This is a genomic window from Pseudoalteromonas sp. UCD-33C (genome assembly GCF_001306895.1).
GTDB lineage: Bacteria > Pseudomonadota > Gammaproteobacteria > Enterobacterales > Alteromonadaceae > Pseudoalteromonas.
Genome location: NZ_LJTB01000001.1, coordinates 676,387 through 698,226, shown reverse-complemented (window position 1 = coordinate 698,226; position 21,840 = coordinate 676,387). Strand labels below are relative to the sequence as shown.

General features: G+C 42.4%; 16 protein-coding genes. 10 read left to right on the top strand and 6 right to left on the bottom strand.

Translation table 11 applies throughout. The annotated features are described in order from the left end of the window. Positions 1 to 3: 3 nt before the first annotated feature. Positions 4 to 627 carry a hypothetical protein gene (locus AOG26_RS03135; protein WP_054561171.1) on the bottom strand — a complete coding sequence of 208 codons (624 nt, stop codon included), beginning with the start codon at positions 625 to 627 and terminating at the stop codon, positions 4 to 6. Between the two features lie 129 nt (positions 628 to 756). Here AOG26_RS03135 and modF point away from each other — a divergent pair, with 129 nt between their 5' ends. Then, entirely contained in the window at positions 757 to 2,214 is a 1,458-nt protein-coding gene (gene modF, locus AOG26_RS03130; RefSeq protein WP_054561170.1) for a molybdate ABC transporter ATP-binding protein ModF, read from the top strand. 25 nt (positions 2,215 to 2,239) lie between these two features. On the opposite strand, the gene AOG26_RS03125 is transcribed toward modF, so the two are convergent. After that, positions 2,240 to 3,118, bottom strand: coding sequence for a TraB/GumN family protein (locus AOG26_RS03125; RefSeq protein ID WP_054561169.1), 879 nt, complete (start codon positions 3,116 to 3,118; stop codon positions 2,240 to 2,242). A gap of 535 nt (positions 3,119 to 3,653) precedes the next feature. Between AOG26_RS03125 and ilvG the strand changes: the two genes are divergently transcribed. The 7 genes from ilvG to can all read left to right on the top strand — a co-directional run bounded on the left by ilvG (position 3,654) and on the right by can (position 12,103). After that, positions 3,654 to 5,303 carry an acetolactate synthase 2 catalytic subunit gene (ilvG, locus tag AOG26_RS03120; RefSeq protein WP_054561168.1) on the top strand — a complete coding sequence of 550 codons (1,650 nt, stop codon included), beginning with the start codon at positions 3,654 to 3,656 and terminating at the stop codon, positions 5,301 to 5,303. Then, entirely contained in the window at positions 5,300 to 5,545 is a 246-nt protein-coding gene (gene ilvM / locus AOG26_RS03115; protein WP_054554110.1) for an acetolactate synthase 2 small subunit, read from the top strand. The genes ilvG and ilvM overlap by 4 nt, the downstream gene beginning before the upstream one ends. A 103-nt stretch (positions 5,546 to 5,648) precedes the next feature. Next, positions 5,649 to 7,505: a dihydroxy-acid dehydratase gene (gene ilvD / locus AOG26_RS03110; protein ID WP_054561167.1), complete on the top strand. Its 1,857-nt coding sequence runs from the start codon at positions 5,649 to 5,651 to the stop codon at positions 7,503 to 7,505. 2 nt (positions 7,506 to 7,507) lie between these two features. Next, positions 7,508 to 9,058 (top strand): threonine ammonia-lyase, biosynthetic, encoded by a 1,551-nt coding sequence (ilvA, locus tag AOG26_RS03105; RefSeq protein ID WP_054561166.1) that lies wholly within the window; start codon positions 7,508 to 7,510, stop codon positions 9,056 to 9,058. A gap of 140 nt (positions 9,059 to 9,198) precedes the next feature. Further along, positions 9,199 to 10,194 carry an ABC transporter substrate-binding protein gene (locus tag AOG26_RS03100; protein ID WP_054561205.1) on the top strand — a complete coding sequence of 332 codons (996 nt, stop codon included), beginning with the start codon at positions 9,199 to 9,201 and terminating at the stop codon, positions 10,192 to 10,194. Positions 10,195 to 10,243: 49 nt separating this feature from the next. Then, a complete protein-coding gene (locus tag AOG26_RS03095) occupies positions 10,244 to 11,422 on the top strand; it encodes a methyltransferase (protein WP_054561165.1) in 1,179 nt (392 codons plus the stop codon). 18 nt (positions 11,423 to 11,440) lie between these two features. Beyond that, entirely contained in the window at positions 11,441 to 12,103 is a 663-nt protein-coding gene (can, locus tag AOG26_RS03090) for a carbonate dehydratase (RefSeq protein WP_054561164.1), read from the top strand. Positions 12,104 to 12,153: 50 nt separating this feature from the next. Here can and ubiK read toward each other — a convergent pair whose 3' ends face one another. Further along, positions 12,154 to 12,417: a ubiquinone biosynthesis accessory factor UbiK gene (ubiK, locus tag AOG26_RS03085; RefSeq protein ID WP_054561163.1), complete on the bottom strand. Its 264-nt coding sequence runs from the start codon at positions 12,415 to 12,417 to the stop codon at positions 12,154 to 12,156. Positions 12,418 to 12,528: 111 nt separating this feature from the next. Between ubiK and rep the strand changes: the two genes are divergently transcribed. After that, complete coding sequence (gene rep, locus AOG26_RS03080) at positions 12,529 to 14,541, top strand: DNA helicase Rep (RefSeq protein ID WP_054561162.1); 2,013 nt, start codon at positions 12,529 to 12,531, stop codon at positions 14,539 to 14,541. On the opposite strand, the gene AOG26_RS03075 is transcribed toward rep, so the two are convergent. The 3 genes from AOG26_RS03075 to elbB all read right to left on the bottom strand — a co-directional run bounded on the left by AOG26_RS03075 (position 14,531) and on the right by elbB (position 18,521). After that, the gene (locus tag AOG26_RS03075; RefSeq protein WP_054561161.1) at positions 14,531 to 17,095 is read right to left on the bottom strand and encodes a bifunctional diguanylate cyclase/phosphodiesterase; all 2,565 of its coding nucleotides are present in this window, start codon (positions 17,093 to 17,095) and stop codon (positions 14,531 to 14,533) included. The genes rep and AOG26_RS03075 overlap by 11 nt on opposite strands. A 200-nt stretch (positions 17,096 to 17,295) precedes the next feature. Further along, the gene (locus AOG26_RS03070) at positions 17,296 to 17,688 is read right to left on the bottom strand and encodes a c-type cytochrome (RefSeq protein WP_054561160.1); all 393 of its coding nucleotides are present in this window, start codon (positions 17,686 to 17,688) and stop codon (positions 17,296 to 17,298) included. A gap of 182 nt (positions 17,689 to 17,870) precedes the next feature. Beyond that, a complete protein-coding gene (elbB, locus tag AOG26_RS03065) occupies positions 17,871 to 18,521 on the bottom strand; it encodes an isoprenoid biosynthesis glyoxalase ElbB (protein WP_054561159.1) in 651 nt (216 codons plus the stop codon). Between the two features lie 511 nt (positions 18,522 to 19,032). Between elbB and polA the strand changes: the two genes are divergently transcribed. Continuing rightward, positions 19,033 to 21,768: a DNA polymerase I gene (gene polA / locus AOG26_RS03060; protein WP_054561158.1), complete on the top strand. Its 2,736-nt coding sequence runs from the start codon at positions 19,033 to 19,035 to the stop codon at positions 21,766 to 21,768. Positions 21,769 to 21,840 lie beyond the last annotated feature (72 nt).

Genomic DNA, 21,840 nt, shown 5'->3' with positions numbered 1-21,840 from the left:
AAATTAGTTCGTTACTTTAATGTCGCCAACACCCACCTCGACTTCAATATCGTATTGGCCATTGCCACGATAGCTTGAATGCGAGCTAACCACTTTACGGCTAGTGTTACCGTCATTTTTTAAGCCGCGAATTTTAGTGTCGCCGACACCTGTATCAAGCTCGATACGTTTGTAGTCATCAAGCGCGCTATCAATTCTTACCGCGCCCACACCAAGCTCAATCTCAACTGAATTACTTGCGTCGTTAATTTCAATATCGCCAACACCAAGTTCAACATCAATTGCCATCGATTTAGGCATTTTTACATGCCAGTTTTGTTGAATGTCGTCGTTATCTAATTTTAAGCTAAGTGAGCTGGCGCTTTGCGAGTGGCTTAATTCAATATCTGATAAATCGACATCAGAGCTGAACCAGCTATTGTCATTTTTTGGTTCAATGCGAACCGTAACGACGACTTCGCTACCGTCATAGCTTTCGACCTCTAAGCTGCCCACCGGAAAATCAATATCAAGCTGGCTTGCGCTATTCACTGCGAAGTTGTGATTTAGTTCACGTGAATCTTTTGCCATTGCGTATGTTGTTGTTAGTGCTAAGCCAATTGCTGCTACACAAAGTAATTTTTTCATTGTCTGTTTCCTGTTGATGACCTTTTATACCTTAGTCGCAGCTGTGTTCAAAAAAGGTTTAAACGATTTTTAATTTTTTATCGAATACGGTAACGTCAAGCTAACGGTAACTTAGAATGAGGATTCAAAGTGCAACAAGTGCAGTTGGTTAATGTTAAAGCTAGCCTAAAGGGGCAGGGCAATGACGTATATTATTTAGATGATCTCAATATCAATGTATCGCCATTGCAGCAATGGGTTTTACTTGGTGCGAATGGGGCGGGTAAATCGGCCGTGGCGGCTGCCATTGCCGGTTTTGCGAAAATAGAAAAAGGCCAGTATGAGAATAGCTTTGAGCGTATAGCATTGGTTTCGCCAGACAGCCAAAAGCAGTTCCTTGCGGCTGAGCTAACTAAAGATCAAGATGATATTATTGATGGCGTTACGCCTTCGAGTACGGTTTATGAGTTAATTATTGCAGGTCGAGACGAGCAACAGCTTGATAGTGATGTGCTACAGCAGTTAATAAGCCTATTTGATTTTAGTGACAAACTTAGCAAGGCATTTCGCGATTTATCGACCGGTGAAACCCGCAAACTGATGTTGATTCAAGCCATAATAGGTCGACCAGATTTACTTGTGCTTGATGAGCCTTTTGATGGCTTAGATGTCATGGCAATGGCAGGGCTTAATCAGCTACTCGCAGAGCTTAGTAAAACAACGACCCTTATTTTTGTGCTCAATCGCTTAACTGAGATCCCTGACTTTGTTGATCATTACGCCTATGTTAAAGAGGGTCATGTCACAGAGCAATTAGCGAAGCCTACACCCGAGCAGCGCGATGATTTACTAAAGCTATTGCATCTAACTCATACTCAGTTACAAATACCTGAGGCTGATATTGACCATCAAGCGCCTCCGCTCACGGATTCAATGCTGGTAAGACTCAATAACGCAGCAGTGAGTTATGGCGGCGAGGCTGTATTTGAAAAACTAAACTGGCAAATTAACCAAGGCGAACATTGGCAGTTAACAGGTAAAAATGGCTCAGGTAAAACCTGTTTGCTGAACCTTATCACAGGTGATAACCCGCAGTGTTACAACAACGATATCAAGGTGTTTGGCTATCAGCGCGGAAGCGGTGAGAGTATTTGGCAAATTAAACAGCACATTGGTTATATTTCTAACGCGCTGCATATGGATTATCGAGTGAGTATCACCGCGCTCAATACGGTTGTTTCGGGCTTTTATGACAGCATTGGTCTTTACCAAAAAGCCACCGATAAGCAACTTGCCATTGCCAAAAAGTGGTTAGCGTTATTAGGGTTAAGTGATAAACAAAGCAGTTCATTTAGCCAGCTGTCTTTTGGTGATCAGCGTTTATTGTTGATTGCTCGGGCTATGGTTAAACATCCTAACTTATTGATCCTTGATGAACCTTGCTTAGGCCTCGATGAAGCGAATAGGCAACGCGTGTTATTACTAATAGAAAAAATCTGCGCTGCAGGTACCAGCACCGTGGTGTATGTTAATCACCACGCGAGTGACAAAATAGACGGTATCAACAATTATTTAGAGATGGCAGATTTCACAAAAAAAGCGCCATAAGGCGCTTTTAAACGATTAAAATCATTTAGATACGGGTAATGGTGAAACCTTTATCTGTTAATTGCTTCAATAAACCGTGTTGCTCTGGTAAGTGCAAAGCGCCCACTGCAATGAACAGCTTTTCTTTACCGATGCGAGTCGATAGTTGATTAACCCAATCGTTGTTACGGTCTATCAACATCACTTGCTCGCTTAGTTGACCATATTCAGAGTCATCAAAGCTTTCGTTATAAAACTGCGTAAGTGTTTTCATATCACCCGATTTCCAAGCCTTGATAAGACCAAAAAAGTAGGTGTCTACGTCTGCAAGTTGCTCGAATGTTTCTTCGATCATCTTGTCATTCATAATTGCTAAGTGCTCAAACATTTCCATTTGGCGTTCAAGAGTTTCTAGCTCACCAATAGAAATTTTATGTTCTTGAGCGTAAGAAAGTACTTGCTTGTCGATGCCGTATTGATCTGAAAAACCAACACTTTGGAACTCCATCTGCATCATGGTGACCATCACCGCCCATGGTGCTAAGTTCTTAAACATCGCAATATCAATTGATTTATTAGCAAAGTACTTTTGCAGTTTTGCATAGTTTTCTGGTGATAATTCAGATTGTAAGGTTTTGCCATTTTTCAGCATCATAAATGGTAATGAGCGACGCTGCATTTCCATCGGTGAAATGGCGCTGATATCCACCTCAACAATGACTTTATCTGAGTTATCGAGTGCTTTTGTTACCTTACTTGGCAAGCCTTTCATGCTGTTATCGCCAACATGCACGGTACCAAATAAATAAGAAGCAACGCCGTTTTTTTCTACTTTCCATAACCCCGGCTCTGCAAGTGCATATTGGCTAAAACCAAGCAGTAGCACCATAAAAAACAGGGCATTTATACGCTGGACGAATTTCATAACTTTCCTTTTCATAACGTGGTTTTTTCAATACTAAACTAATTTTTCTTTGAGGCGTTAAATTAAATCGGCTTTATGCAGAAAAATCACATCTAATTGCTAAAAATTAATCAATCATATAATTGCAAATAACGAGGTATGAAATTTCAATYTTCAATAAATAGTGAAATATAAATCTTTATATGTGAAATTGTTGAATATTTATTTCTTTAATATTGCTTTTTAGCCTGTTTTTTGAATTGATTTTTATGTTGACTTACAGGCCCCAGCGCGGTACTAATAGAAAAAGACAGCGGGATGGCTAGATTTCCGCTACAAATGAACAGAATTTGGTTACAGATAAATGCTTACAAACAAACTTTCTCTAATTCTAATTAACGTCGTGGTGATTATTATTACCGCGGGGGCTAGTTAGTGCTTAGAGAAAAGTGAAGCATTTAAAAAGCCCCCCGCACTTAACAGTCCGGGGGGCTTTTTCGTTTTAAGGTTTGAGTTGCAGCAAATACACAATGTCACTGAGGAATGAGGATTTACGATGACAGGCGCAGAGTTAACAATCGATTTATTAGCCAAACATGGCGTTAAGGATGTTTTTGGATACCCAGGTGGTGCCATCATGCCTATTTACGACGCCTTGTACGGTGCGCCAGTCAAACATTATTTGACGCGTCATGAACAAGGAGCGGGTTTTGCAGCTGTAGGGTTTGCCCGCAGCACAGGCAAGTTAGGTGTGTGCTTTGCAACTTCAGGCCCTGGTGCGACTAACTTAATAACAGCCCTTGCTGATGCGATGATGGATTCAGTGCCGTTACTTGCAATCACAGGGCAAGTACCTACCGCAGCGATAGGCTCCGACGCCTTTCAGGAAGTGGATGTGTTAGGTATGTCGTTATCATGTACTAAACATAGTTACATGGTTGAAAGAGCTGAAGACTTAGCCGAAATACTACAAGAAGCCATCCACCTAGCGCAAAGCGGCCGCCCAGGCCCTGTATTAGTTGATATCCCAAAAGATATCCAAATGGCGCAAGTACCATTCCACCCTTGGTTAGCTGCTGAAGATCATTTACCAAAATTAGACGCAAACCAAGTTGCGATAGCCAATCAAATCTTAAGTGAGGCGCAGCGCCCTGTGGCGTATATTGGTGGTGGCGTACAGGCTGCTGATGCACAAAACGAGCTTATGCAGTTTTTAGAAAAAACACATATGCCTGCGGTATCAACATTAAAAGCGCTAGGCAGCGTATTACCTGATTATGAATATGACCTTGGCATGCTAGGTATGCATGGTGGTAAAGCGGCTAACTTAGCAGTGCAAGAGTGTGATGTTTTGGTTTGTATCGGTGCTCGTTTTGACGACCGTGTTACTGGCAATTTAAGCAAGTTTGCCGCAAAAGCAAAAGTAATACACCTTGATATCGACGCCGCAGAGGTTGGTAAGCGTAAGCCTGCAAAAGCATCATTAGTCGCAGATTTAAAAACCTCATTACCGCAACTTGATTGTTTTGTAACGCCTGATGAGTGGTTAACGCACATCGAAAGCATGATGAAAGAACATGCATGGCGTTATGACTATCCAGGCGAGAAAGTATTTGCCCCTTATTTATTAAACCAGCTAAGCCAAAAAATGCCAGCAACGGGTGTTGTGTGCTGTGATGTGGGTCAGCACCAAATGTGGGTGGCACAGCACATGAAGTTTAGCCACCCAAGTAATCACTTAAGTAGTGGTGGTGCGGGTACCATGGGCTTTGGTTTACCGGCCGCTATCGGCGCTCAAGTTGCTCGTCCAAATGATTATGTGATCACAGTGTCGGGTGATGGCTCAATCATGATGAACATTCAAGAACTGGCAACAATTCGCCGTAACAATCTGCCAGTTAAAATTCTAATCCTAGATAACCAGCGCTTAGGCATGGTACGTCAATGGCAGCAGCTATTTTTTGAAGGTCGTTATTCTGAAACAAACCTTTCAGATAATCCTGATTTTGTGCAGTTAGCAGCGGTGTTTGGCATTCCAGGTCAAACCATCACTAAAGCAGATGAAGTCGATGCTGCGGTTGATGCGTTAGTAAATAGTGAAGGCCCATACATTCTGCATGCCTGTATAGATGATAAAGAAAATGTATGGCCGCTTGTACCACCCGGTGCTGCCAATGATGAAATGATGACGGAGACAGTAAAATGAAACACACCCTAACGATTGCGCTAAAAAATCAAAGTGTCGCTGTAGAGCGCTTTTTACGCGTTGCGCGTCATCGTGGCTTTGACCTAACAACCATGAATTTAGAAATGGCTGATGAAGCGTTTCACGTCACCATGACGGTAGACAGCGATAAGCCAATTTATCTACTAACATCACAATTGAATAAATTGGTTGATGTGAAACACGTCAATGTTGAAAACCAATTTCAACAACAAGCAATCTAGTAAAAATCAACAGGTAGCTAGAGCAATCAGATTGATGCTTTAGTGAGAAATAAATTAGGAATGAGGAAGTCAGTGGCATGCCACTGCAACAACTGAGGTAATTATGGCTAAATTAAGAAGTGCAACAACAACAGAAGGTCGCAAACGTGCAGGGGCGCGTGCTTTATGGCGTGCAACAGGGATGACAGATAAAGACTTCGGTAAGCCAATTATCGCTGTTGTTAACTCATATACTCAGTTTGTACCGGGTCATGTTCACCTTAACCAACTTAGTGAGCTAATGGCTGAAACCATCACTGAAGCCGGTGGTGTACCAAAAGAATTTAATACTATTGCGATCGACGATGGTATCGCAATGGGTCACGGTGGCATGCTGTATTCACTACCATCGCGTGACTTAATTGCTGACTCTGTGGAATACATGGTTAATGCGCACTGTGCTGATGCCATGATCTGTATTTCTAACTGCGACAAAATCACTCCGGGGATGATGCTCGCAGCACTGCGTTTAAATATTCCGGTTATTTTCGTATCAGGTGGTCCAATGGAAGCGGGTAAAACACGCCTTGCTGATATCGACATTAAACTTGATTTAGTTGATGCCATGGTAAAAGGCGCTGATACCACAGTAAGCGATGAAGACTCTGAAAAAGTAGAGCGCTCTGCGTGTCCTACTTGTGGTTCATGTTCGGGCATGTTTACTGCCAACTCAATGAACTGCTTATTAGAAGCGATTGGTTTAGCACTGCCGGGTAACGGTACCACACTAGCTACGCATAAAGACCGTAAACAACTTTACGTTGAAGCAGGTGCGCGCATTGTTGATTTATGCCGTGAGTATTATCAAAAAGACAATGCAGCAGTGTTACCACGTGCTATTGCTAATCGCACTGCCTTTATGAATGCAATGGTGGTTGATATTGCTATGGGTGGTTCATCAAATACGGTTTTACACTTATTAGCTGCAGCGCAAGAAGCGGGTGTTGATTTTGATATGTCGCACATCGATGAGCTTTCTCGCAAAACACCTTTCCTTTGTAAAGTGGCGCCTGCAACCAATAAATATCATATTGAAGATGTGCACCGTGCTGGTGGCATGATGGCAATTATCCGTGAATTAGGTAAGGCTGGCCTTGTCGATTTAACTGTTGATCACGTAGCAGGACACACTATGGCCGAAATGGTGACTAAATGGGATGCCACCGATCCTAATAATGAAGTAGCGCAAAAATTCTATAAAGCAGGCCCTGCGGGTATCCGCACTACAAAAGCAATGAGCCAAGAGTGCCGCTGGCCAGAACTTGATAATGACCGTGAAAACGGCTGTATTCGCAGTGTTGAAAATGCCTTTCGTCAAGATGGTGGCTTAGCTGTACTTTCAGGTAACTTAGCCCTTGATGGCTGTATTGTTAAAAGTGCCGGTGTAGTTGAAGAAATGCTGCACTTTGAAGGCCCTGCGGTTGTATACGAATCACAAGATGATTCGGTAGAAGGTATTCTTAACGGCGAAGTGAAAGCCGGTGACGTTGTTGTGATTCGTTACGAAGGACCAAAAGGCGGCCCAGGCATGCAAGAAATGCTGTATCCAACGAGTTACTTAAAATCAATGGGCTTAGGTGAAAAGTGTGCGCTTATCACCGATGGTCGTTTCTCGGGTGGTACATCGGGTTTATCAATTGGTCACGTTTCACCAGAAGCAGCAAGTGGTGGTGCAATCGCCTATGTTGAAAATGGGGATAAAATAGTAATTGATATCGCAACCCGTGAAATCACCCTAGCCCTGTCTGATGAAGAGCTTGAAGCGCGTAAACAAAAGCAACTAGCACGCGGTAAAGATGCTTATAAACCACTTGATCGTGACCGTTATGTTTCATCTGCACTTAAAGCCTATGCGTTACTTGCAACCAGTGCAGACAAAGGAGCTGTTCGCGATTTAGCAAAACTTGAGGAGCTTAGTTAATTATGGTTTCTCAAGAGCTCGATTATTTTCGCGCTATTATCCAAGCGAACATGGAGCCCCTTGCAAAAGTCACTGAGGTCAGCGAAATGGCTGATCTTAGTGCACGGCTAGGCAACCATGTGTGGTTAAAGCGTGAAGACCAACAACCGGTTTATTCATTTAAGCTTCGTGGTGCATTTCATAAACTGAGCAAGTTGCCAAAAGGTTCTGATGTGATCACAGCCTCAGCGGGTAACCATGCACAAGGCGTTGCACTCAGTGCTTCATTTTTAGGCCATAAAGCTACGATTGTGATGCCAGTCACCACACCTGAAATTAAAGTGAATGCAGTACGTTCACTCGGTGGTGAAGTGGTATTACACGGCCATCATTTTGATGCGGCAAAAGCCCATGCTTTAGAGCTGACAGAGCAGCGTAACGGGGTGTTTGTGCCACCGTTTGATGATCCTGATGTGATTGTTGGCCAAGGTACCGTTGCCCGTGAATTAATGCAGCAATTGAATGACCTTGATGCTGTTTTTATTCCTGTTGGCGGTGGTGGTTTGCTAGCAGGCATGGCGGTGTACATTAAGTCGTTACGTCCTGATATCAAAGTCATTGGTGTTGAAGCTGATGAGAGTGCTTGCCTAAAAGCAGCGCTTGAAGCAGGCAAGCCTGTTGAGCTTGACCGTGTTGGTAGCTTTGCAGATGGTGTAGCCGTAAAAGTTATTGGCACAGAAACATTTCGTTTAGCGCAAAAGTTTTGTGATGAAGTGGTCACTGTAACGGGCGACGAAATCTGCGCCGCAATGCAAGATATCTTTGTTTCGACTCGTGCTATAGCGGAGCCTTCAGGGGCGCTATCAACAGCGGGCCTTAAAAAGTGGTGCCAACAAAATGGTGTTAAAGGCTTAAACGTAGCTGCGATTTTATCGGGTGCAAACTTAAACTTTGACCGCTTACGTTATGTTGCAGAGCGAACGGCACTTGGTGAAAAGAACGAAGCACTTCTTGCTGTGACTATTAAAGAAGAGAAGGGTAGCTTTAAGCAGTTTTGTAACTCATTAGGTGGCAGAGCTATCACCGAGTTTAATTACCGTTATGCAGGCCCTGGCGAAGCGCAAATTTTTGTTGGTATTGCCTTAAGACAAGGGCAGCAAGAGCTCGATGAGTTAAAAGCAGCACTGACAGAAAATGACTACACGTTTTGCGATCTATCAGATAACGAGCTGGCTAAATTGCATATTCGTTATATGGTGGGTGGTAAAGCGCCAGCTCAACTTCATGAGCGTTTATTACGCTTTGAGTTTCCTGAATACCCAGGTGCACTGGCGCGATTCTTAGATACCCTTGGTAGTAATTGGAATATTACTTTATTCCATTACCGTAACCATGGTGGAGCTATTGGTAATGTGCTGGCGGCCTTTGCTATCGAACCGAGTGATTATGAAGTATTCAATGAGCATTTGAACCGTTTGGGATACAACGTTCAAGATGAAACAAACAACCCATGTTTCACCCAGTTCCTAACCAGCCAAGGTCAGGAGTTGAGCGCAGTGAAAGTGGCTAATTAGTTATAAAACCTGAATAAGGCTGCTAACTAGCAGCCTTGTTTTTTTCTCTATTTTTCCTATAGTTAATGCACGGTTTCAAGCAAGGATGATGCGTGCAAGGTATAAAAAGCCTATTAGGGGTAATCTGTTTAATACTAACTATGAGCGCGCAGTGCGCTGATAAAGTTAGCTTACAATTAAAATGGACTCACCAGTTTCAATTTGCAGGCTATTATATGGCTGCTGAAAAAGGCTTTTATAAGGAAGCTGGCCTTGATGTCTCTATTATTCCTGCTGATCCAAACCACCCAGATACCTTCCCTAAAGTACTAAGCGGTAAAGCCGATTTTGCCATTACTCACTCAGGCATATTACAAAAGCGTCAGCAAGGCGCTCCGGTTGTTGCCCTTGGAGCCATACTGCAGTTTTCACCTTACTGCTGGATGGTAAAAAATAACTCAGATATTTTTCAGCCAAGAGACTTTGCTGGTAAAAAGCTAAGTAAAATCGGTTCAATAGAAAATGCTGAATTGCTGGTGATGTTACAGCGCGCAGGATTGAGCCTAGAAAGCTTGATGGCAGCTAGCCATGAAGGCGGTATTAAAGAGTGGCTTGCCGGTAATTTAGATGCGGTGCAAGTTTATGTCACCAATGAGCCTTACACGATGACATTACAAGGAGTAGGTCACCGACTCATTTGCCCGCAAAAGTTTGGTTTGAATGTGTATGGCGATATTTTATATACCTCTGAGCAATTTTTAGCGAAAAAGCCTGAGGTTGTTGAGCGCTTTTATCGTGCCAGCTTAAAAGGGTGGCGGTATGCCTTATTACACTTAGAAGAAAGCATCGATGTAACCAAGCAGCACTATGCCACCCATAAAAGCGTACAAGAGCTGGCCTATGAAGCCCATGTGTTAGCAAGCTACATTCAACCACCGGGCATTAATCTTGGCAATATGTCGATGGCAAAGTGGCGTTTGATTGCAGATTTATATGGCTTAGATCAGGATGAGTTTGATCAGGCCTTTGATGGCTTTATGTATGATCAACAGCAAACAGAAGGGTTTGAGCTATCTTGGATGCTGATCCTAGCCATCATTTTAAGTATTGCATGTGTGCCATTGTACATTCGTTTGATCAGTAGTAACCGACGTTAAATAAGATAAATCTGTTATACTGCTTTTTATTTCTTGTCGCTAAGTAGTTATGACACTTGCCGAGCACTTTGCTGCCTTAGATGCACTGCTATTTTCAACCCGCCAATACTGGCAATGTACCGCATTTGATTTTGATGATCTTCCTTGGCCTGAATTAGCCAACTTATTATGGGCGCTTGATGACCAACAAGTGAGTGAACTTGATGCCGATCAGCAGGCTTTATATCGTTATTTTACTGATGAAATCGAACACATCGAAAAGCTGGCTGAATTGTGTGAGTTGCCAGCGATAAGTGCTGCCCGTAATGAATTTCCGTTTTGGATAAGTAATGGCATTAAAGGCCGTAAATTTGAGCAACTACAAGACTTTGTCGCAGCGATCAGTCAGCAGCCATTAAACCAGCCCGTTCTAGAATGGTGCGCAGGTAAAGGGCATTTAGGTCGCATGTTGGCATTTAATGGTGCACCACGTGTACATAGCATTGAGCTACAACAACACTTGTGCGACCAAGGCCAACACAGTGCTAAGCAACAGCAATTGGCGATGCAGTTTTCACAAGCTGATGTATTAACCGATGACACAGATGACTTTTTTGAAAGCCAGCAGCATGCTGTTGCTTTACATGCCTGTGGTCGCCTGCATCAAACATTTATGCAGCAAGCAAGCAAAGCGAAAACCCAGCAAATCAGTTTTTCACCGTGCTGTTATCATTTATTCACAGATAACGCCTATCAAGCAATGAGCGAGCCTGCCAAGCAAAGCCAACTTGCACTTACTCATCGCGATTTAAAACTGGCGCTGCAAGAAACGGTAACAGCACCGAGCCGAGTTGATAAGGTAAGAAAAACAGAGGTTGAATGGCGTCTTGGATTTGATGCGCTACGTAAATCGCTGACCGGTGAAATGCACTATGTGAGTGTGCCATCAGTGAACAAAGCGATCTTCTCTGATTCGTTTAGCTCATTTTGTTTGTGGGCAGCTGAGAAAAAATCATTATTTTTACCAGAAGGCATTGATTATAATAAATTTTTAGAGATAGGTAAAAAGCGCAAAAGGATTACTGAGCGAGTTGAACTCGTCCGACATGTGTTCAGAAGGGCAATTGAAGTTTGGCTCGTGCTCGATCGTGCTTTATATTTGCAACAACAAGGGTATCAAGTAACAGTTAGTACGTTTTGCGAAAAGCAGCTGACACCAAGGAATATCTTGATCCAAGCTAATTATTAAATACCGTAAAGAGGCGCAATGAGAAAGTTAAAAAATTTATTCGAGAATAATAAACGTTGGGCAGCGCGTACGAGTGAAAATGATCCTGAGTTTTTTAAAATTCTATCAATGCAGCAAAATCCAGAGTACCTGTGGATCGGTTGTTCTGACTCGCGTGTACCTGCAAACGAAATCGTAGACTTATTACCGGGTGAGCTATTTGTTCACCGTAACGTGGCAAATGTTGTTGTGCATACCGACCATAACTGTCTTTCGGTAATGCAATACGCTGTTGAAGTACTGAAAGTGAAGCACATCATGGTCGTTGGCCACTATGGCTGTGGTGGTGTTCAAGCAGTATTAAACGAAGCGCGTTTTGGCTTAATTGATAACTGGTTACGACACGTAGGTGATGTAAAAGAAAAACACATCGAACAACTCAATGCATTACCTGAGCAAGAGCGTTTAAATAGCTTAATTGAACTAAACGTTATCGAACAAGTACGTAATGTGTGCCGTACTAACATTGTGCAAGATGCTTGGGCGAAAGGCCAAGAGTTAACAATTCATGGTTGGGTGTATGGCTTAGCAAATGGTCACCTTAATGACTTAGAGTCGGTTGTGACTTGTGCAGAAGAAGCCAGTGATACCTACGGTATTGCCGTTAAGCGCGTATTTGAACGTGTGGCAGAAAAAAGCTAAACCTAAAACTAGCTAGGTAGAAAAAAGGAGAGCTAATTCGCTCTCCTTTTTTATTGTTCGTCTTGTTTGCTAGCAAGTTGCTGCTCGAGCAATGCAACTTTCTCTTCAAGCTCAGTGAGTTTTTCACGAGTACGAATAAGTACTTGGCTTTGAATATCAAACTCATCACGGCTTACAAAGTCCATCTCAGCAAGTTTGTTTTGAATAGCTTGCTTTGTTTTGCCTTCAACTGTTTCGGCAAGGTTTTTCACGCCTTGCGGCATGTTGTCAGTAATTTGCTTAGCGATTTCTTCAAGTTTTGCTGGGTTGATCATCTTCGTCCCTTGAGTCACGTAAAAAAACAATCTTACCTTATTGGCTAGGCGTAGTGTAGTGATTACGGTAAAATTGCCCGTCCTGTCTTTGGATAATTTCTTTAGGGGCTTATGAAACTCAACCCAAAACAAGATGAAGCGGTAAAGTATATCAGTGGACCGTGCCTGGTATTAGCCGGTGCGGGATCTGGTAAAACGCGTGTTATTACTAATAAAATCGCTTACTTGGTGCAAAAGTGTGAGTATCAAGCGCGCAATATTGCAGCGGTAACCTTTACCAATAAAGCGGCAAAAGAAATGCGTGAGCGTGTAACGCAAACACTGGGTAAACAAGAGTCGAAAGGCTTATGGGTTTCAACGTTTCACACCCTTGGGCTTGAGATCATCAAAAAAGAGTTAACGACGTTAGGTTTTAAACCTGGTTTTTCGTTGTTTGATGATCAAGATACCAACCAGTTACTAGCTGAGCTGACCGAAGAAGAACTTAAAAAAGACAAAGATTTACTCAATCTACTGAAGATGCAAATAGGTAGTTGGAAGAACGAGTTGATTCTACCAGAGCGTGCCGTTCGCGAAGCCCGTGAGCCGCAAAAAGCCTTGTTTGCTCAGCTGTATGCGCGTTATCAAAATCAATTACGTGCTTACAACGCCCTAGATTTTGATGATCTGATCATGATCCCTACTTTGTTGCTGGGCCAAAATGCCACTGCTCGTGAGCGTTGGCAACAGCGTTTTCGTTACTTGCTGGTGGATGAGTATCAAGATACTAATACCAGTCAGTATCAGCTGGTTAAGTTATTGGTGGGTGAACGAGCTCGTTTTACCGTGGTAGGCGATGACGACCAATCAATTTATTCATGGCGCGGTGCTAAGCCTCAAAACCTTGTGCTATTAAGTAAAGATTTTCCGGGCCTACGTTTAATTAAGCTTGAACAAAACTACCGTAGCGCAGGGCGAATTCTAAAAGCGGCGAATATTTTGATTGCCAATAACCCTCACGAGTTTGATAAAAAGCTATTCAGTGAGCTTGGCTATGGTGAGCCTATTAAAGTGATTGGTTGTCGTGATGAAGAGCATGAATCAGAGCGAGTGGTGGCAGAGATCATTTCTCATAAATTCATGAAACGCACTAGTTATAAAGATTACGCAATTTTATATCGTGGTAATCACCAAGCACGCGTGTTTGAAAAAGCACTTATGAGCAACCGCATTCCCTATAAAATCAGCGGCGGCATGTCATTTTTCTCGCGTTCAGAGATCAAAGATATCATGGCGTATTTACGCCTATTGGTGAACCAAGATGATGACAATGCCTTTCTACGTATAGTAAATACGCCACGTCGTGAGATTGGTACGGTCACACTTGAAAAGCTCGGCACCCTTGCTAATGAAAAGCATATCAGCTTATTTGCTGCCTGTTTTGAGCCTGAGCTTGCGCACAGATTAAAGGGCCGTGGTTTTAATGCCTTAGCTGGCTTTGCCCGTTGGGTGGTTGAGCTTTCTGATAATGCGGTTCGAGGCGATACTCTTGAAGCTGTGAAAGAGTTAGTTAGGCAAATTAACTACGAAGCATACCTTTATGAGTCATCACCGAGTGCAAAAGCCGCTGAAATGCGTATGAAAAACGTTTCAGAGCTTTATCGTTGGATCACCGACATGCTAACAGGGGACGCAGATAATCCACCGCTGAACCTTGCTGAAGTGGTTAGTAAACTGACCCTGCGCGATATGCTTGAGCGTAACGAAGAAGAAGACGAATCTGACGCGGTACAATTACTGACACTGCATGCTTCAAAAGGTTTGGAGTATCCGTATGTGTTCATGGTTGGTATGGAAGAGGGTTTGTTACCGCACCAAGTAAGTATCGATGAAGATAACGTTGAAGAAGAGCGTCGTCTTGCTTATGTAGGTATCACACGTGCTCAGCAAGAACTGGTAATGACTTATGCTAAGTTACGTCGTCAATTTGGTGAAACTTCAGATACTGAGCTCAGTCGCTTTGTACAGGAGTTACCACAAGATGATTTAGCCTTCGAAGCGAAAAAGCCACCGTCTTCGCAGGCTGAGCGCATGGAAAAAGGCCAAGCTCGTGTAGCTAATCTAAGAGCAATGCTTAAGAAGTAATAAATTGTGCGCTCGGTGCTTCGTGTTCGAAGGGCGCCAGCGCATGTTGCTTACCAATAAACAATGACAATCCGTGCTTATCGAGTAAGGTGCGGTAGTTAAAAATTGACGGGCCTTTCGCGATTACTTGGATATTTTGCAGCTTAGTAATCGCCAGCACACCTTGCAGTTGTAGGTGATAGTTTTCTTGCTGTAGTACACGCTTACTGAATGTTGAACTTAATAACAAGTAATCGAATTGGAACTCTGTTAGTAAGTTTAACTCACAGCGATCTTTAGCAAATTCATTTAAACCAATCGAAAATCCTTGTGCGACCAAGTTTTTTAAATTTTCAATTTGTACTGCTGATGCATAACGAATTTCTTGTTCATTGAATAATAAACACATTCTATTTGCATCGTGGGCTTTTAATAGCTTACACAGTGCTTGAAAATTAATACGTTCAAGGACTAAACCAGAGCAAGGGAACAGTACTTTTTCTAGATTACTGTCACTTACTAAGCTGAAGGCTTGTTTTAATAAATTAAGTTCAACCTCAAAGTGCTGTACTCTATCGGTCGCAAATTTCTTAAGTACTTCAAAGCTGGTGCTACCAAGTACTGGGTGTTCACCAAATGCTTCGAGTAAAGACTCTGCGCGAGATTGTTCATCCAAGGTAATGATTTCGGCACTTCTAAAGTGCATAGGCAAATCATCTAAGTGATGCATATTGTCAGCATCATGCTGTACATTGCTGGCATTAAGCAGCGGATGGAAACATTCAAAGCGATTACGGCCTGCATTTTTCGCGTAATACATGGCTGCATCCGCATCACGTATAATTTCATCGGTGTGCTTGTAGCTTGGTTTTGAGTAGGTAATACCAATACTGGCACCACTTTGAATGCACTGACCCTTCATACAGAAAGGTTTTCTCATAATTTCGATAATACGTTTGGCAACATCTTGGGCTTGCTGTTGTTCTGTTAAGTGAGTGAGCAATATCACAAACTCATCACCACCTAAACGTGCAAGCAAATCGTGCTCACGTATACAATGCGAGAAAGACTCGGCAACACCAATTAAAAATTGATCGCCTGCTTGGTGACCAAGGTGATCGTTGATGTCTTTAAATTTATCAAGGTCAATAAATAGCACTGCAAACTGCTGCTCTGGGTAGCGCTGGTAATGCTGCAATGTTTTTTCAAGTTGAGTTAAGAATAAACTGCGATTCGGTAAGCTCGTCAGTGAGTCATGGTGTGCATCGTGATACAGCTGTTGCTCTATTTTTTTACGCTCTTCAATTTGCATTTGCAGGTGCATATTGGCTTGGCGAAGTTCTTTGGTTTTTTCAGTGACCCGGTGCTCAAGCTTTTGGTGACTAAGCTTTAACTCTTGGTTTGCTAGGTGAGTTTGAATAACATTAGCAATTTGATGCGATACAAAGGTGATTAGCTCACAATCATCCTGACTAAATTCATGTTTATTGTTATAAGCTTGGCAAACAATGAGACCTATAACGCCTTGCGAGGTTTTCAGCGGAGCACCTAACCAACTCGTCGCGGTGCGCTCTGGTGGTACATTAACCGGTCTTTCTATAACGCCCAGCTTGATAAGCTCTTTTGCTCTTTCACTATCTATGACTTGGCATTTTTCAGTGCTGAGCACCAGTTCACTGTAGCCTTTAGCAAATGGCCTTGGTTTACCATTGTCGTTAAACTCATCGACGCAGTAAGGAAAACTCAACCAATGTGATTGTTGGTCGTACAATGCGATGTATAAGTTATCTGCATAGGTAATATTTTTTATAATGTTATGTACATGCAGATATACATCGTCGAGGTTTTTACTTTGTGTTGCCAGCTCTGATATTTTAAATAAGATCTGTTGACGTTCTAGTGCACTTTTACGTTGTTGAATTTCGTCGTTAAGTGCTTGGTTACTTTGTGTCAGTGCACGGGTGCGAATTTTTACTTCAGATTCGAGCAGTTCACGTTTTTTTACTCGTTCAATTGCTGTCGCTAAATATAATGACATAGCCTCTAGCAACTCAATTTGCTGCTCAGAATAGCCTTGTTTATTGTCATAGCTTTGCGCGACCATGACGCCAATAATGACTTTATCGCGATAGACGGGCACTCCAACCCAATGCTCAGCTGGCGTACCAAAGCACTTAAGTAAGCCTTGTTCAACCGCTTGCTCTGTTTGTTGTTTGGTAAAGTAACAGGTTTTACCTTGTTTAAATACGTAACCCGTGAGGCCTTCTTTAAAGTACTGCTCATATTTTAACGGTACTGAAAGACCATCTTTTTCATCAGCGAAATAAGATAACTCAAGGTTATCGTAAACCGGGTTATGCAACACAACGAAGAAGTTTTTACTTGGGATATAGTCTTGCAGAATGTTGTGGATAGCAGGGTAGAGCAGAGTTAATTCGGCAACAGTACTTGCTTGCTCTGATAATTGTAAAAGAGCATGTTGCAAGTGATGTGATTGCTTATACTTTTGTAAAAGCGATTTTAAGCGAGCATTTTTTCGCTCTAGCTTATCAATGTGTGTTGCTGAATCTTCCAATGATTTAGAACCAGATCTTATTATTGTTTAAATTTCGTCCTTTATAGTTCCACTTTTTTATTAGATCGTCAAGTAACAGATGTTAACAAAATAGTAATTTATGATGGGGCGTATTTGGCTACAGCATTAGTCTAGCGGCTAAAAGCAGGCACAAAAAAAGGCTTAATAAAATTAAGCCCTTAGTATTAGTTTTTGAACTGTTACTTGCTAGTCATGAAATCGATAGCAGCGCTGATCTCTTCATCAGAACAGTCCATACACGTACCTTTAGGAGGCATCGCGTTGAAACCGTTGATTGCATGGTTAAGTAGAGTGTCCATGCCTTTAGCAATACGAGGAGCCCAATCATCAGCTGATTTAGGTGCACCTAGTGCGCCAGTACCATGACAAGCAAAACATGCTGCTTGGTAAACTTGTTCACCAGAACGAGGACCTGTAGGTTCAGCAGCGACCGCAGCTTTATCACCTTCTAGATATACAGAACCAATTGGCGCTAGACGCTTTTTAATTGCATCTTCAGTCAAAGAGTTGTCATACGCTTGTGCATATGCCGTTGTTGCTAGCAGTAATAATGCAGCTGATAGTTTTTTCATTTTGCCTTGCTCACTTCGATTTGAACGTGATCAATCACGATATCTGACGGAAATTAGAACGATTATAACGCTAAGCCACAATTTATAAAATGATCTAAAAGGCTTTTTCTTGAGAAAAACCGTCATTTTTTTGCGTTAGCGCAAGAAAAGCCAGCATTAAATACTGGCTCCTAGCTTGATGTTTAAGCAAGCTCTAATACTTTGTTAACCAATTTTTCGATACCCGCATCAGCATCTAAAATGCTTTGGGCCAACATATAGGCTGGGGTTGTGACCACTTTATGCTGAGAATCGACAACGATATCATCCACAGCACAGCTTTGGTGCGCTCCGCCAAGTTGCTCTATAGCTGAGGCGGTGTCTGCATCGTTACCAATGGTTGTTTTTACACCTTTACCATAAATAAGCGGCAGCATGGCAGGAGCAATACATATATAACCTGCTGCTTTGTTGGCATCGACAAAGCCCTTCGCAGTTGTCAGTACATCACCTTGAACTTGGGCATCTGCGCCTTTAACAGCAAAGTCAGATAGGTTTTTCGCGGCCCCAAAGCCACCTGGTACGATCAAGGCATCGAATTCATCTACATTTAGCTCAGTCAGCGCTTTAATTTCACCACGGGCAATACGTGCGGCTTCAACTAACACATTACGGTTAGGAGTCATTTCTTCACCGGTTAGGTGATTAATGGTGTGCATTTGGTCGATATCGGGTGCGAAGCATTGATAGCTCGCGCCTGCTTTTGCGATATGTAATAAGGTTAATACGGCTTCATTGATTTCTGCGCCATCGTAAACACCGCAACCAGCTAAAATTACAGCAACTTTTTTCATTTTTGAACTCTCCTTAATGCGACTAGCTTTAGTTTAACAAGGATACGAGCATGGCGACAAAATAAAAAATTTTCGTCGCTTGATAACTCGCAAAGCATGATGAATAGCCGTTTATGCCTTTTTATAAATTACTAACGAAAAAAAAAGTATAAAGGATCGCTATGATCTTTGATCCATTATGCTAGAATACTCCTCCGGTTATGAAAAGGGATGTTAATTCGGTATCGAATAAGCAAAAGGTTATCGCTACTAAAACCGTTTTCCACATCGGACAAAAATAATAAAAAAAGAACGCCGTAATATCTTTTTTAAATCAAAACATGAACTTATAAAATTTTCCTAAATGTTTTTTCATTTCGGGAGAATAGGCTCTGTCTGTTATCTACAAAGTTATCCACAGCTTGCTCTGTCATAAACCTTTATTGGTTAATAATTCACAGTCGTTTTCTTCATGGCCTTATGGCATGCTTACAAACAATTTAATGTTATTCAATTAGGATCCAATTTCACCATGGCTCAGATCCCTGAAAATCCACTTATTCTTGTAGATGGTTCTTCTTATTTATTCCGTGCATACCATTCGCCACCGCACCTTACTAACTCAAAAGGTGAAGCGACAGGCGCAATCTATGGCGTAGTTAATATGCTTAAGAGTTTGATCAAGCAATATGATCCGTCGCACATGGTGGTGGTATTTGATGCCAAGGGTAAAACCTTCAGAAATGACATGTACAGTGAATACAAAGCGAATCGTCCGCCAATGCCGGATGACTTACGCACACAGATCGCACCACTGCATAACATTATTAAAGCAATGGGTTTCCCACTGATTAGTATTGAAGGTGTTGAGGCTGACGATGTTATTGGTACCTTTGCGCGTATAGCGTCAGAGCAGCAGCGTCATGTACTGATCTCAACTGGCGATAAAGATATGGCGCAGCTTGTTAATGAGCATGTAACGCTGATCAATACCATGACAGATAGCATTTCAGATCCAGAGACTGTGGTTGAAAAGTTTGGCGTTGGTCCTGAGTTGATCATTGATTACCTTGCTTTAATGGGTGATAAGGTCGATAACATCCCAGGTGTTGATGGCTGTGGTCCAAAAACCGCAGTGAAATGGCTACAAAAATATGGATCATTGCAAGGTGTTATTGATCATGCAGGTGAAATTAAAGGCAAGATTGGTGAAAAACTTGCTGCTGCACTTGATCATCTGCCACTTAGCTATGAATTAGCAACAATTAAGTGTGATGTTGAGGTTGAGTCAGATCTTGAAACCTTTAAGCTGCAAGAGCCTAATCGTGACGAGCTGATTGCACTTTATGGTGAGTGTGAGTTCCGCCGTTGGTTAGCTGAGCTACTTGATAATCCTAAAGACGCTGACACGCATTTAGATGTGCCAACTGAAGCTAACGAACTACCAAAAGTTGCTGATGCACACTACGAAACTATTTTAACTGAAGAGCAGCTAGATACCTTAGTGGCGCAGTTAAATGACGCTGAATTATTTGCTTTTGATACTGAAACAACCAGCCTTGATTATATGCAAGCGCAATTGGTTGGTATGAGCTTTGCTGTTAAGGCGGGTGAAGCGGCTTATCTTCCGGTTGCTCACGATTACCCAGATGCGCCAGAGCAATTAAGCTTAGAAACCGTAATGGCAAAAATTGGCCCAATCTTAGCTGACGAAAACAAAGCGAAAGTGGGGCAAAATCTTAAGTACGATAAAAGCGTGTTAGCGAATGCGGGCTTTGAGTTAAAGGGTATTAAATACGACACTATGTTGGAGTCGTATGTATTTAATAGTGTAGGTAGCCGCCATGATATGGACTCACTGGCACTGAAATACCTAGGTCATAAGAATATCAGCTTTGAAGATATTGCCGGTAAAGGTAAAAAGCAGTTAACGTTTAACCAAATTGAGCTAGAAAAAGCGGCGCCTTATGCTGCTGAAGATGCCGATATAACGCTACGTCTTCACCAAGTGTTATGGCCAAAAATTGATGCCGATAGCCAGTTGAAGTCAGTATTCGAAGATATTGAGTTACCACTTGTCACAGTGCTTTCTGATATTGAGCGTACTGGTGTTGCAATTGATAGCAACATGCTGGCAGCTCACAGCCAACGTTTAGGTGAACGCCTGTTAGAGCTTGAGCAAGAAGCTTATGATATTGCAGGTGAAAAATTTAACTTAGGCTCACCTAAACAATTGCAAGCTATTTTGTTTGAAAAACTTGAGCTGCCTGTTATCAAGAAAACACCTAAGGGTGCACCTTCGACAGCAGAAGAAGTATTGCAAGAACTTGCTCATGATTATCCATTACCAAAAGTGGTTATTGAGCACCGTGGTTTATCTAAACTTAAATCAACTTACACAGATAGACTTCCGCTAATGGTTGATGAGCGCACTAAGCGAGTGCATACCTCTTATCATCAAGCTGTAACAGCAACAGGGCGTTTAAGCTCAACGGATCCTAACTTACAGAATATTCCAATTCGTTCAGAAGAAGGCCGTCGAATTCGTGAAGCCTTTATTGCTGCACCTGGCCATAAAATTGTGGCTGCCGATTACAGCCAAATTGAATTACGTATCATGGCGCATTTATCACAAGATAAAGGCCTATTAACTGCGTTTGCGAATGGTTTAGATGTGCACAGCGCAACCGCTGCAGAAGTCTTTGGGGTTAGCCTTGAAGAGGTTACCAGCGATATGCGTCGTAAAGCGAAAGCGGTTAACTTCGGTTTAATTTATGGCATGTCGGCGTTTGGTTTATCACGTCAGTTAGATGTACCACGCCATGAAGCACAGCATTATATTGATAAATACTTCGAGCGTTTCCCAGGCGTACTTGAGTACATGGAAACAACCCGTGAAAAAGCAGCTGATAAAGGGTATGTAGAAACGATTTTTGGTCGTCGCTTACATTTACCGGAAATCAATGCCCGTAACGGTGCTCGTCGTAAAGCCGCTGAACGTGCTGCGATCAACGCGCCAATGCAAGGTACTGCTGCTGATATCATCAAAAAAGCGATGCTTAAAGTTCATCAGTGGGTAAATGCACAAGCTGAAGGTTCAGTGAAGCTGCTAATGCAAGTGCACGATGAATTAGTGTTCGAAATTAAAGAAGAGTCTGTGGACGACTATAAAGCTGAAATTTGTAAGCTAATGTCAGAAGCCGCGACTCTTGATGTGCCTCTGATTGTTGAAGCCGACAGCGGTGACAACTGGCAACAGGCACACTAATAGTCGCAAAAAATGAAAGCTGTCAGCTATCAGCCGTCAGCTTTCAGACCAAAAGTTAGCGAGTTACTAGGG

What these genes read in the sequence shown, in the direction of transcription:
- AOG26_RS03070 (WP_054561160.1), bottom strand. Translation starts at nt 17,688, where the DNA reads ATGAAAAAACTATCAGCTGCATTATTACTGCTAGCAACAACGGCATAT.
- ilvG (WP_054561168.1), top strand. Translation starts at nt 3,654, where the DNA reads ATGACAGGCGCAGAGTTAACAATCGATTTATTAGCCAAACATGGCGTT.
- polA (WP_054561158.1), top strand. Translation starts at nt 19,033, where the DNA reads ATGGCTCAGATCCCTGAAAATCCACTTATTCTTGTAGATGGTTCTTCT.
- ilvM (WP_054554110.1), top strand. Translation starts at nt 5,300, where the DNA reads ATGAAACACACCCTAACGATTGCGCTAAAAAATCAAAGTGTCGCTGTA.
- ubiK (WP_054561163.1), bottom strand. Translation starts at nt 12,417, where the DNA reads ATGATCAACCCAGCAAAACTTGAAGAAATCGCTAAGCAAATTACTGAC.
- AOG26_RS03135 (WP_054561171.1), bottom strand. Translation starts at nt 627, where the DNA reads ATGAAAAAATTACTTTGTGTAGCAGCAATTGGCTTAGCACTAACAACA.
- rep (WP_054561162.1), top strand. Translation starts at nt 12,529, where the DNA reads ATGAAACTCAACCCAAAACAAGATGAAGCGGTAAAGTATATCAGTGGA.
- AOG26_RS03100 (WP_054561205.1), top strand. Translation starts at nt 9,199, where the DNA reads ATGAGCGCGCAGTGCGCTGATAAAGTTAGCTTACAATTAAAATGGACT.
- AOG26_RS03125 (WP_054561169.1), bottom strand. Translation starts at nt 3,118, where the DNA reads ATGAAATTCGTCCAGCGTATAAATGCCCTGTTTTTTATGGTGCTACTG.
- ilvA (WP_054561166.1), top strand. Translation starts at nt 7,508, where the DNA reads ATGGTTTCTCAAGAGCTCGATTATTTTCGCGCTATTATCCAAGCGAAC.
- elbB (WP_054561159.1), bottom strand. Translation starts at nt 18,521, where the DNA reads ATGAAAAAAGTTGCTGTAATTTTAGCTGGTTGCGGTGTTTACGATGGC.
- can (WP_054561164.1), top strand. Translation starts at nt 11,441, where the DNA reads ATGAGAAAGTTAAAAAATTTATTCGAGAATAATAAACGTTGGGCAGCG.
- ilvD (WP_054561167.1), top strand. Translation starts at nt 5,649, where the DNA reads ATGGCTAAATTAAGAAGTGCAACAACAACAGAAGGTCGCAAACGTGCA.
- AOG26_RS03095 (WP_054561165.1), top strand. Translation starts at nt 10,244, where the DNA reads ATGACACTTGCCGAGCACTTTGCTGCCTTAGATGCACTGCTATTTTCA.